This is a genomic window from Streptomyces sp. NBC_01352, from assembly GCF_036237295.1.
Classification (GTDB): Bacteria; Actinomycetota; Actinomycetes; order Streptomycetales; family Streptomycetaceae; genus Streptomyces; species Streptomyces plumbiresistens.
In genome coordinates, this window is the sequence record NZ_CP108354.1 from 1,275,992 (window position 1) to 1,288,209 (window position 12,218).

The 12,218-nt window shown below is 73.1% G+C and carries 9 protein-coding genes; 5 read left to right on the top strand and 4 right to left on the bottom strand.

The annotated features are described in order from the left end of the window. The first annotated feature begins 55 nt into the window (after nucleotides 1-55). From OG252_RS06170 to OG252_RS06190, 5 genes are all read left to right on the top strand, one after another. Complete coding sequence (locus OG252_RS06170) at nucleotides 56-1,816, top strand: fatty acyl-AMP ligase (RefSeq protein ID WP_329334330.1); 1,761 nt, start codon at nucleotides 56-58, stop codon at nucleotides 1,814-1,816. Next, nucleotides 1,813-5,826 carry an acyltransferase domain-containing protein gene (locus OG252_RS06175; protein ID WP_329334332.1) on the top strand — a complete coding sequence of 1,338 codons (4,014 nt, stop codon included), beginning with the start codon at nucleotides 1,813-1,815 and terminating at the stop codon, nucleotides 5,824-5,826. Before OG252_RS06170 ends, OG252_RS06175 begins: the two co-directional genes overlap by 4 nt. A 21-nt stretch (nucleotides 5,827-5,847) precedes the next feature. Beyond that, the gene (locus OG252_RS06180; protein WP_329334334.1) at nucleotides 5,848-6,792 is read left to right on the top strand and encodes an alpha/beta hydrolase; all 945 of its coding nucleotides are present in this window, start codon (nucleotides 5,848-5,850) and stop codon (nucleotides 6,790-6,792) included. Nucleotides 6,793-6,914: 122 nt separating this feature from the next. Then, entirely contained in the window at nucleotides 6,915-8,144 is a 1,230-nt protein-coding gene (locus OG252_RS06185; RefSeq protein WP_266451429.1) for a PucR family transcriptional regulator, read from the top strand. A 149-nt stretch (nucleotides 8,145-8,293) separates the two neighbouring features. After that, nucleotides 8,294-8,935 (top strand): cutinase family protein, encoded by a 642-nt coding sequence (locus tag OG252_RS06190; protein WP_266451428.1) that lies wholly within the window; start codon nucleotides 8,294-8,296, stop codon nucleotides 8,933-8,935. A gap of 62 nt (nucleotides 8,936-8,997) precedes the next feature. Here the strand turns inward: OG252_RS06190 and OG252_RS06195 are convergent, their stop codons facing one another. The 4 genes from OG252_RS06195 to OG252_RS06210 all read right to left on the bottom strand — a co-directional run bounded on the left by OG252_RS06195 (nucleotide 8,998) and on the right by OG252_RS06210 (nucleotide 12,169). Next, nucleotides 8,998-10,671, bottom strand: a complete 1,674-nt coding sequence (locus tag OG252_RS06195) for a hypothetical protein (protein ID WP_329345091.1) — start codon at nucleotides 10,669-10,671, stop codon at nucleotides 8,998-9,000. 233 nt (nucleotides 10,672-10,904) lie between these two features. Beyond that, complete coding sequence (locus OG252_RS06200; RefSeq protein ID WP_266451427.1) at nucleotides 10,905-11,078, bottom strand: CsbD family protein; 174 nt, start codon at nucleotides 11,076-11,078, stop codon at nucleotides 10,905-10,907. 95 nt (nucleotides 11,079-11,173) lie between these two features. Further along, nucleotides 11,174-11,809 (bottom strand): class I SAM-dependent methyltransferase, encoded by a 636-nt coding sequence (locus OG252_RS06205; protein ID WP_266451426.1) that lies wholly within the window; start codon nucleotides 11,807-11,809, stop codon nucleotides 11,174-11,176. An 84-nt stretch (nucleotides 11,810-11,893) separates the two neighbouring features. Beyond that, nucleotides 11,894-12,169, bottom strand: coding sequence for a hypothetical protein (locus tag OG252_RS06210; protein WP_266451425.1), 276 nt, complete (start codon nucleotides 12,167-12,169; stop codon nucleotides 11,894-11,896). Between the last annotated feature and the right edge of the window lie 49 nt (nucleotides 12,170-12,218).

Below are 12,218 nucleotides of genomic sequence, written 5' to 3' on the forward strand. Positions count from 1 at the left end.
ACCGTGCAACGCCTCCGCCCCGCAAGACGTTTCCGCGACGTGAGGAGCCACCCCCTTGAAGGACAGCCGCCCCCCGCTCACGCCCGTCTGCCGGACCCTGCCGGAATACGTGCGGCACTGGGCCGAAGTCGCCCCCGACCGCCGGGCGTTCACTTTCGTCGACCACCCCGCCCCGCACTCGCGTGGCGTACACCGCACCCTGACCTGGCGGCGCCTGGACCTGCGGGTACGGGCGCTCGCCGCCCGGCTCTTGGAGGAGGCCGAACCGGGAGCCCGGGTCGCGCTGCTGTGCCCGCAGGGCGTCGAGTACGTCACCGCCTTCCTGGCCGCACTGACGGCCGGGATGGTGGCCGTACCCCTGTACCCGCCCGGTCTGCCGGGACATGCCGACCGGCTCGCGGGGGTTCTGGCCGACGCCTCTTGTGCGGTCGTGGTGACCACCGGTCGCGAGCTGGAGTCCGTACGGGAGTTCTGCGCGGGTGACTCCGTGCGCGTCGTCACCGCCGACCAGGTCGCCGACGCCGCCGCCCAGCACTGGCGGCCGGTCGCCGTGGACGAGGGGGAGGTCGCCTATCTGCAGTACACCTCCGGGTCGACGCGGGCGCCCGCGGGCGTGGAGATCACCCACGGCAATGTCGTCGCCAACGCGCGGCAGGCGCTGACCGCCTACGGCGCCGACGCGCATCCGGTGACCTGCGTCGGCTGGCTGCCGCTGTACCACGACATGGGGCTGGTGCTGAGTGTGGCCGCTCCCGTCGTGCGGGGGCTGCTGTCGGTGCTCATGGATCCGGCGGCGTTCCTGCACCAGCCGGTGCGCTGGCTGCGGCTGCTGGCCGCGCATCCGCGGGCGCTCACCGCCGCGCCCAACTTCGCCTACGACTACTGCGCCTCCGCCGTCACCGCCGAGCAGAAGGCGGATCTGCGGCTGGACGCTGTCGCCGCGCTGATCAACGGCAGCGAGCCGGTACGCCCCGGTACCGTCGACCGCTTCCACGCCGCCTTCGCGGAGCGTGGGCTGCCGGCGGACTGTCACTGTCCCTCGTACGGGCTGGCCGAGGCGACGGTCTTCGTCAGTGCCGCCCGGCCCGGTGAGCCCTTGCGCCGGTTCGCTCTCGACCGGGACGCCCTCGCCGCCGGCAAGGCCCTGCCCGCCCGGCCGGACGATCCCCGGGCCGTGCTGCTGGCCGGCTGCGGTACGCCGGCCGGGCAGCGGGTGCGGATCACCGACCCCGCGACGGGTGTCGTCCTGTCCGAGGGCGAGGTGGGTGAGATCCGGGTGCAGGGGCCCAACGTCGGGCGGGGTTACCGGAACCGGGACGCGGAGAGCCGGGACGTCTTCGGCGGTGAGGTGGCGGATCCGGACGCCGGTGGCCGCTGGTTGCGGACCGGCGATCTGGGGACCGTGCTGGACGGGCAGTTGGTGGTCACCGGGCGGCTCAAGGACCTCATCGTCGTCGACGGGCGCAACCACTACCCGCAGGACGTCGAGGCCACCGCCCAGGAGGCGCACCCCGCGGTGCGCCGCGACCGGCTCGCCGCGTTCTCGGTGCCCGGTTCGGGGGGTGAGCGGGTCGTGGTCGTGGCCGAGCACGCGCGCAGCACGCGCCTCGACGCGATCGACGTACCCGAGTTGGTCCGTGCGGTGCGCGCGGCGGTGTCCTCACGGCACGGGCTGCGACCGGCGGACGTGGTGCTGGTGGCTCCGGGGACCGTGCCTCGCACGTCGAGCGGCAAGGTGTCGCGGGCGCTCACCCGGGCGCGCTATCTGGAGGGCGCCTACGGGCGGCCCGTCTGGGTGTCCGGAGGCGTGGGATGACGGGCGTCGACGCGGCGGCGCTGCGTCGGCTGATCGCCGAGCGGGCGGCCGCCTGGAACGACATGGCTGCCGAGAACGTCCCACTGGACCGGCCGCTCGCGGATCTCGGCATGTCCTCGCGGGACGCGGTCGTCCTGGCCGGGGAACTCTCGCACCTGCTCGGTCGTGAACTGCCCTCCACGCTGCTGTGGGAGACGCCGACCGGCGACGCGCTGGTGGCCCGGCTGTGCCGCGGTGCGGAGGAGGTCGTCTCCGTCCCGGTGCCTGTCACCACGGCGCCCGGTGAGCCGGTCGCCGTGATCGGGGTCGGTTGCCGGCTGCCCGGCGGGGTGCACGGGCCGGCCGACTACTGGCGGCTGCTGTGCGAGGACGTCGACGCGATCCGGCGGGTGCCCGAGGACCGGTGGCGCGACTTCACGGCGTTTCCGCCCGCCGACGCGCCCTCGTACGGCGGCTATCTCGACGACGTCGCCGGGTTCGACGCGGACTTCTTCCATGTCACCCCGCGTGAGGCGGCGGTGATGGACCCGCAGCAGCGGATCCTGCTGGAGGTCGTCCACGAGGCGCTCGACCATGCCGCCGTCCCGGCCGCGTCCCTGGCGGGTACCGCGACCGGTGTCTTCGTCGGCATCTCCGCGCCGGAGTACGGGCAGCTCACCGGGGCCGACCCGGCCGCCGTCGATCCGTGGGCACCGGCCGGTGCGGCCCTGAGCGTCGCCGCCGGGCGGCTGGCGTACGTCCTGGACACCCATGGGCCGAGCGTGGCCGTGGACACGGCCTGTTCGTCCTCGTTGGTCGCCGTGCACCAGGCCTGTGTCAGTCTGCGGACCGGCGAGAGCGACACGGCGATCGCCGCCGGGGTCAACCTGCTGCTCTCCCCCACCGTCGGTGTCGCCTTCGGGCGGGCGGGGGCGCTGGCGCCGGACGGGCGGTGCAAGCCGTTCTCGGCGGGGGCCGACGGGATCGGCCGGGGTGAGGGGTGCGCGGCCGTGCTGTTGAAGCGGCTGTCCGACGCCGAGCGGGACGGTGACCGGGTGCTGGCGGTCGTCCGTGCCACCGCCGTCAACTCCGACGGCCGGTCCGGCGGCCTGATGGCGCCCAACCCCGCCGCCCAGCAGGCCGTGCTCAGGAGCGCGTACGCCCGGGCCGGGCTCGATCCGGCGGGTGTCGACTACGTCGAGGCGCACGGGACCGGCACTCCGCTCGGCGACCCGATCGAGGCGGGCGCCCTCGATGCCGTCCTCGGCGCCGGCCGCGACCCCGACCAGCCGCTGCTGCTGGGCTCCGTCAAGGGCAACCTCGGCCACCTGGAGTCCGCCGCGGGCATCGCCGGCCTGGTCAAGACGGTCCTCGCCCTCCACCACGACCGCATCCCGTCCTCCCTGCACTGCGCTGACGGCGGCGCCCTGGGCGATGCCCGCCTTCGGGTGGTGACCGAGCCGGAACCGTGGCCCCGTTACGGCGGCACCGCCACCGCCGGGGTCTCCGGCTTCGGGTTCAGCGGCACCAACGCCCATGCCGTACTGGAGGAATGGCGGCCGGGAGGCCTGGTTGCCGACGCCGGGGCGGAACCCGCCGCCCGCCTGTACCCGCTCTCCGACGTCGACACCGAACGCGTCCGCGACACCGCGGCCCGGCTCGCCGACTGGCTCCGCACGGGCGAGGGCGGCACCGCGCGCCTCGCCGACGTGGCCCGCACCCTCGCCGGGCGCACCGGTCGCGGGCCCGTGCGGGCCGCCGTCGCCGCCCGCGACCAGGGCGAACTCGCGGACGCGCTCGGTGCGTTGGCGGCCCGGCGCCCCGACGCACGGGTCGTCACGGGCGAGCGCGGTCTCGTCGGACCTGGGCCGGTGTGGGTGTTCTCCGGGTACGGCAGCCAGTGGGCCGGCATGGGCCGGCGGCTGCTGGACGAGGAGCCCGCGTTCGCGGCCGCCGTGGAGAAGCTCGATCCGCAGCTGGCCGCGGAGTGCGGTCTGTCCCTCTACGACCGGCTGGCGTCCGGCGACGGCCTGGACCGCCTGGAGGTCGCGCAGCCCGTCCTGTTCGGCCTTCAGGTGGCGCTAGCCGAGTTGTGGCGCTCCTACGGTGTCGAACCCGCCGCCGTGATCGGCCACTCCATGGGCGAAGTGGCCGCCGCCGTCTGCGCGGGCGCCCTGGACGTGTCGGACGCGGCCCGCGTGATCGCCGTACGGGCCCGGCTGCTGAGCCGGCTGAGCGGGGGCGCGATGGCGGTCGTGGACCTGGACGACGACGAACTGGACGCCCTTCTACGGGAGTTGCCCGGCGTCCAGGTCGCCGTGCACTCCTCGCCACGTCAGAAGGTCGTCACCGGGGACGAGGCGGAGGTGGGTCGGCTCGTACGCCGGCTGGAGCGGGAGGGCCGGGCGGCGCGGGCCATGCGGGTGGTGGGCGCCGGGCATTCGCCGCAGGTCGACGCGCTGTTGCCGGAGCTGACCGAGGCGTTGTCCGGGATTCAGGGGCGGCGGCGGCGCGTGCCCGTGTACTCCACCGTCCTGGACGACCCGCGCGGGGACTGCGAGTTCGACGCGGCGCACTGGGCGGCCAACCTGCGGCGGCCCGTGCGCCTGGACCGGGCGCTGGCGGCGGCCGCCGCCGACGGCCACACCGTCTTCGTGGAGATCTCGCCGCACCCGGTCCTGACGCGGGCCGTGGTGGACACCGTGCCCGAGGCCCTCGCCGTCGGCACCCTGCGCCGCGACGCGGACGGCTCGACCGGGTTCGTGCGGCAGCTCGGGGCCCTGTACGCCGCGGGGCTCGCCCTGCCCCTGGCGCCCGGCCGGGTCATCGACCTGCCCGCACCGCGCTGGCGGCATGAGCGGCACTGGTGGACGGACGGGGCTCGGGACCGCGGGAAGGCGTCCGCGGAGGCACCCGTCGCGCCCCCTCGGGCCAGGTCAGCCTCCGTTCGGACCGAATCCACGTCCGTCGTCGCCCGGCTCAGCCAGCACGTGGCCGCCGTCACCGGGCACCCCGCGGCCCGGATCACACCGGACGCCGCGTGGGCCGACCTCGGGCTGGACTCGCTGATGGCCGTCCGCATCCGTACGGCCGTGGAGCGCGAGTTCGGGATCGAGCTGCCGCTGCGCGACCTGCTCGGCACCGCCACCGTCGAGGAAGCGGCCGGGCGTATCCGGCGGGTGGTGGGCGAGGGCTCGCCCGTGACGGTGCTGCGGGACGCCGGTTCCGGGTCCCCGCTCTTCCTCGTGCACGCCGCCGGCGGACCGACCGACGTCTACCGGGCGCTGGCCGAACGGCTCGGGGACGACCGGCCGGTCCACGGGCTGGAGCGGGTGGAAGCAGCGCGGACGGTGGCGGAGAAGGCCCGCCGGTATGCGGAGGTCATCGCCACCACCCGTCCCGACGGGCCGTGTGTGCTGGGTGGTTGGTCCTTCGGCGGGTTCGTCGCGCAGGAGACCGCCCGGCACCTGACGGCCGCCGGGCGGGACGTGGAGCTGGTGGTGCTCATCGACTCCGTACGGCCCCTCCCCCAGCCGGGGCGCTCACCGGCCGACCGGATCCGCGCCCACCTCGAGGGCTTCGCCCGGCACGTCGAGGAGACCTACGGTGCCCGGCTGGAGTTGCCCTACGACGAACTCGTGGCGACGGCCGACGACGGCGACCGTATCGACGCCGTGCTGCGGGCGCTGCGCGAGGCCGTCGACGTGCCCGCGGCGGCACTGGACCACCAGCGGGCCTCCTACCTCGACCTGAGGGTCGGCGAGGCGCACCGGCCGGGCACCTACGACGGCCCGGTGGTGCTCTACCGGGCCACCGAACCCGCGCCGCACACCGTGCGCGACCCGGCGTACGACCGGGACGACGAGGCGCTGGGCTGGGACGAGGTGTGCTCGCGCCTGGAGGTCGTCCCCGTGCCCGGGCACCATCTGTCGCTGCTCGATCCGCCGCACGTCGACGAGATCGCCGTCCATCTGCGGCGGCTGCTCGGCGAGCGGGCGCACGCCGGCGGAGGAGCCCAGCAGAACCACTGAACCGAGAGCCGAGGAGCCGCCATGCCCCACCGCCCCACCGAAGTGCCCCGGCGTACCGTCGCCAAGGCGGCCGCCGTAGCCGGTCTGGCCGTCCTGTTCGGAACCGGGGCCGCCACCGGCCGGGCCCGGGCCGCGACCCGGCTCGGGCCGCGCACCCTGGACCTGTCCGTGAACTCCGCCGCGCTGGGCCGCGACGCGGCGGTGCGGCTGATCCTGCCGTCGGGATTCGACACGCGGCCGGACCGGACGTACCCCGTGCTGTACCTGCTGCACGGTGCCCACGACGACTACACGTCCTGGACCCGGGAGACCGACATCGAGGCCTTCACCGAGGGCCGGGACCTGATCGTGGCGATGCCGGACGCGGGCCCCACCGGCATTCCCACCGCCTGGCGCGACGGGCGCGACTACGAGAGATTCCAGGTCGAGGAGGTGCCCGCGCTGCTGCGCCGCGACTACCGGGCCTCCGGCGTGCGGGCCGTCGCCGGGGTGTCCACCGGCGGGTACGGGGCCATGGCGCACGCCGCCCGGCACCCGGGCGCCTTCACCGCCGCGGCCTCCTACAGCGGCATCCTCGACACCACCGCGCCCGGCGTGCCGGTCATCATGGACGCCATCGTGGCCCGCGAGAACCTGTCGCGGCACTCGCTGTGGGGCAGCCCGATCCTGAACCTGCTCACCTGGCGCGACTTCAACCCGCGCGCCCGCGCGCAGGGGCTGCGCGGCACCTCCCTGTACGTGTCCAACGGCAGCGGGCTGGCCGGCGGGAGCGGTGATCCGCTGCCCGGGGCACTGGAGAGCGCCCTGTGGCCCTCCGCGCACAGCTTCACGGACACGCTCGCGCGGCTCGGCGTCCCGGTCACCACGCACTTCTACGCGGGAGGGGGGCACAGCTGGGCGTACTGGAAGGGGGAGTTCGCGGCGTCGTGGCCGATGCTCGCCCATGCGCTGGGGCTGCCCGAGTGATGTCGGAGCCGGCGGGGCACGGAACGGAGCGCAGGGATCGTCCGTCCAACACAGGACGTCCCACTCGCCTCACGGGAAACAACCCGCGGGTGAGTCGCTTCCGGGTGAAAGGAGTGTCCGCGATGGCTGTCCCCGTCCCGCACGGCGTGCCGGCCGGCCCCGGAGCACCGCAGGTGCCGCCCGACCTGGCCGAGTTACTGCGCGCGCAGCTCGAATCCGTCGCCGACGAGGTGGAGGAGGAGGTGCGCAGACAGGTTCCCGAGTACCTCCGCCTGGCCGACGGCAACGACCGGCGCAACCTCAGAGCCGGGGTGGTGCAGGCGCTGACGCTGTTCGTCGACCACATCGCCGACCCGCGCGGCCAGGGCGACGCGATCGCCGCGACGTACTACGAACTCGGGCGCGGCGAGGCCCTGGAGGGCCGCAGCCTGGACGCGCTGCAGTCGGCGCTGCGGGTCGGAGGGCTGCACGCCTGGCGGCTGATGGGCCGTACCGCAGAACAGCTCGGGCTGGACTCGGCGGTCGTGACGGCACTGGGCGAACTCGCGTTCCGGACCGTGCACGAGGTCGCGGAGGCGGCCGCGGCCGGCTACGCGGAGGCCCGGTCGCACAGCACGGACGAGGTGGAACGGCGTCGCAAGCGCCTGCTCGACCTGCTGCTGGGCGAGGGGCCGGTCGCCTTGGAGGCCGTGCAGGATCTCGCGCACGGTGCGCGGTGGCCGGTGCCGCGGCAGGTCGCCGTCGTGGCGCTGGCGGCCGGGCCGGAACAGCGCGAGGAGGAGCGGCCGCTGGCCGCCGCGGGCGCGCTGGTGGACATGGCGTCGCGGCCGCCGCGCATGCTGGTGCCCGACCCGGACGTGTCCGGTCGTTTCGGCGGCCGGGCGTTCGCCCTCGCGCTGCGCGGACGGCCGGCCGCGATCGGCCCGACGGTCGGCGTGACCGAGGCGGCGCAGTCCCTGCGCTGGGCCACCCGGGCCCTGGGCCTGATGGGCCGCGGGATCCTGCCCCGGCAGGGCGTGGTGCACTGCGCCGACCATCTGTCGACGCTGCTGCTGCACTGCGACGAACCGCTGCTCGCCCGGTTGCAGGCACGGGTCCTGGCCCCGCTGGACGCCGTCTCCCCGGGGCAGCGTCCCCGCCTCGCCGAGACCCTGCTGGCCTGGCTGCTCAGCGGCAGCAACGTGCCCGACGTCGCCGCCCGGCTCCACATCCACCCGCAGACGGTCCGCTACCGCCTCCGGCAGCTGGAGAAGCTCTTCGGCGAGGCCCTGCACGAGCCGGACACCCGCCTGGACCTCGTGCTGGCATTGCGCGCCGAGGCATTGCGCGAGCAGGCGCCGGACAGCCAATGAAATTCCCGTCGGGAACGCTGCTCACGAGAGCACAAAAAGCCGCGACAATTCCATAATCCTCTGCATAACACTCCGCTGGAAAAGCGAATACGTTCGGGGCCGTTCCATTTCGCAGGCGCATCACGCGCCCCGCACGCGGAGGATTCCCCATGCGTATCCGCTTGTGCCTCGCCGCGCTCTCATTGGCCGGCGGGGCCGGACTGGCGACTGTGTCGGCCCCCACCGCAACAGCCGCGCCCTGCACCGACGTCGAGGTCGTATCGGCCCGCGGCACCTTCGAGCCGGGCACGCTCGGCTTCATCGTCGGAGACCCGGTGTATTCCGAACTCCAAAGGAAAATCACCGGCAAAACCCTGTCCAGCTACAGCGTGAACTATCCGGCGAACCTTTCCCTGACCTCAGCGGCGCAGGGCAACAGGGATCTCGTCAACCACGTGACAAGCCAAGCGGCCACGTGTCCGAACCAGCGTTTCATTCTGGTGGGATATTCGCAGGGCGCGAACGTCGTCGACAACTCGATCGGTATCAGCAGCGCGGGTGCGGTGGTCGGCAGCCCCATCGTCGCCTCGATCCCCGCCGCCCTCGAACCGAAGGTCTCCGCCGTGCTGCTGTTCGGCAACCCGATCCGGGCCATCGGCAAGAGCGTCACCGGCACCTACCAGAGCCGCACCTTCGACATCTGCGCAGAGGGCGACCCCGTCTGCGAGTCCGGAGGGGGCGACACGGGGGCCCACCTCAGCTACCGCGACGACGCCGACGAGGCGGCCACGTTCGCCGCCGGCAAGGTCTGAGCCGTACACGTGCCCGTGGGCCCGGGAGGAATCCTCCCGGGCCCACAGCCGTGCGAGGACCGCTATGCGGGGTTCCCGGCGAATCCGGCGAGGCTGGTGGAGACGGGCTCGGGAAGTCCGTTGTTCTGTACGGGCGCCGCGGTCAGCACGTCGAGGTGCTGGTAGCCCTCGGCGATCACCGGGTCCAGGTCGGCCGGTGCGCGGCCCGCCAGCAGTCCGTCGCCCGCGAGCACGGTGAGCGTCGGGTTGGCGGTGAGCCCCTCGGGATGGACGACGAGCCGCTTCACCTGCGGCGAGGTCGCCAGCTGGATGTCGGTGACCAGCTTGGTCGGGAAGTACTGCTCGGTGAAGTCCAGCGGCTGTTCGGCCATGCTGCGGGCCAGCTCCTGGATGTCGGTGACCTCCTTGGCGGCCGAGGTGAACGGCGTGCCGTCGGCTGACCGGTGTCCGGGGTCGTCGGGGTCGCCGACACGGTCGTAGTTCCGCCATGTGTACAGCGGACCGTTCGGCTGGGCGGGGATGGCCTTGTAGTCGGTGCCGAACAGGCCCGCCTGCTGGTCGCCGCCGTTGGCGGCGGGGAAGTCCTTGTCGACGACCGGCCCGCCGTCGAAGAAGCCCACGCTGCTCTGCAGGAACGCGAGCGGTACCGAGTTGTCGTCCATCAGGGCCCCCAGCATCGCCTCGTTGGTGAGCCGGAAGTCCTTCACCGTGGGTGAGCCCTTGAGGAAGGTCGCGGTGTCCTTGGAGAAGAGGAAGCGGTTGGTGGCCTCGATGTTGACGTTCGACGGCAGATAGCGGGGCAGGTCGGCCTCGCCGCCGGGGTCCCGGAGCGCACCGAGGCCGGCGATGGCGAGCACGGTCATGGTCTCGGGGTTGAGCAGCACCGGAGCGGACAGGGAGCGGGGCAGCACCCCGCTGTCGAGCCCGGCCTGCACCGCGCCGTGTCCGAGGCCGATGTCGGGCAGGTTGGTGTCGTCCGGGATGCTGCCGCTGAGGTCGGCCAGTGAGGTGGAGACGGTGGTGTCGAGGGCGAAGTAGCCGACGCACTGGTTGTAGCCGGCGTCCGAGGTGGTGGCCCGGTCGCCGTCGAAGTCGGCGGCCGCGAAGTAGCCGGTGATCACACCGCCGAGCGAGTGGCCGCCGCACAGCACCTTGCTCTTGCGCAGCCCCTGGTCGGGCAGCTCGGCGGTGAGCAGGTCGTACTGGTCGCGGACGGTCTGCTCGATGCCGAGCTTCGCCATCCAGCCGAGGCGGTCGTCGGTGACGTATCCGGCGAAGGTCCGGCCTTCGACCTGCTTGCCCCGGTAGTAGTAGTCGACGGCCGTGTGCTGGTCGCCGGAGGCGATTCCGGTGCGGTCCTCCAGGCAGTTGGAGCGGCGGTCCAGCGCCCAGAACTCGATGTGGCTGCCCTGCTCGGCGGCTCGTGCCACGGTGTTGCGGGCGACGCTGTCGAAGGCACCGGCCCCTTCAAGGATGCCCGGCTGGGCCACGAGGATCCGGTCGGCCTCGGCGGAGGCGGCCGGCCCGTCGGAGGAGCGGTAGCGCAGGTACGACAGCCAGTCGCACGCCGCCGGACGGACCCCGGCGGACGCGGGCAGCGGCACCTTCACCCGCACCAGCGACTCGGTCACCCCGGCGGCCGGGGACGCCGAGGTCACGGGCGTCTCGGTCCGCTCGGCGCGCGCCTGCGCGGCGCCCGGGGAGGCGGCCGTGAGCGCCCCCGCAATCAGCAGCACCGCAAGGGCGGCACTGCGCCACGTTCTTTTCCCACTGCGATTCTTCTTGCTGCGACTCAGGTTCATAGCCGGACGGTAGGGCCGTGAACGCTGGGTATTCAGGCGGTGCTCACGGGAACGCAGTGGCTTTTCGGGCCTTTGTCATCCGGTGACAGAGCAGTCAGCGGGATCCCCGGGTGTGGAATGGGGATCCCGCTGAGAGTGTGGTCGAGTTTCGGTCGGTTCAGGCACCGTCAGTGCTTGAAGGTGTCCTTCCCCTTCTCCTTGGCCTGACGTGCGTCACCCTTCGCCTGGCCGCCCCGGCCCTCGGCCTCCATCTGCTCGTTGCCCGTCGTGCGGCCGATCGCCTCCTTGGCCTTTCCCTTGGCCTGTTCCTTCTTCGCCTTGGCCTTCTGGTCTCCGGCCACGTTCCATCACTCCAAGCCGCGTTTGACTGCGGGTGTATCCACGGGTCGGGTAGCCGTCGCCGTGATTTCCAAACGCGGACACCAATTCCCGGCCCTTATGTACGTCGGATCCGCCAGACGTTGTCCTCGCGGTATCCCTCGACCCCCTCGGGCGAAACGCTTTCCCTGCGTACCGCGCCCATGGTTTCCACGCACCAGCTCTCCTCGGGCAGCGCGAGTTCCGCGAGGGTGCCCTCCAGCGTGGGGAACTCCGCCTCGAAGGGCGGTTCGCTCTGCCACGACGGCCACCCGGCGTGCATGACGATCAGGAGCGTGCCGCCCTCGGCGACCGCGGCGGCGGCCTGCCGCAGGACGCCCCGCTGGTCCAGGTGCACCGGGGACTGCAGGAACTGGGCGTTGACCAGGGCGAAGGAGCCCCGGGGAAACGTCGTGCCCAGCTCGTGCCGTTCCCATGCCGTACGGTCGCCCACCCCGGCCTCGGCGGCGTGTGCGGCGGCACGTTCGAGGGCGGTGGACGAGATGTCGACGCCGGTGACCTGCCAGCCGCGCGAGGCCAGCCACACCGCGTCGGCCCCCTCACCGCAGCCGAGGTCCAGGGCGGTACCCGGTGGGAGGTGGCTCGCCTCCCGTACGAGGAGCGGATTGGGGCGGCCGCTCCAGACTCGTTCGCTGTCCTTGTAACGGGCTTCCCAGAACTCGGAGGCCTGCGTCGTCGCGTGGATGTGGGTCATGAGGCCCAAGCCTGCGTCGCGCCCGGTCGGCGGCCAAGGAGAGTTGCCGGTACGGCAAGATTTCGGTCCCGCCGTACCGGGTCCCTACTGCGGCTGCGGACGGCGCACGGCCGCCCGGACGTCCGTCTCCACCTCCTGGCGCGGCCGGCCCTGCTCCTTCGCGTACTCCGCCACCGCGGTCCGGATGTCGCGATCGAGATCGCGCCAGGCACGGAACGCGGTCTCGTACGTGGTGGTCTGTTTCATGGACCACTTGTGCTCGGCGGGCGGACCGTAGGCGTGGCTCAGGTCCTCGACCCGATGGTGTGCCTGGTCCGCCGCGCGCTGTTTCTCCACGAGCTCTTCGAATGCGTGTCCCACGTCAAGTGATCGTAGGCAGGGGTGCGCCTTTCCGCGCGTCGAGCCGGGC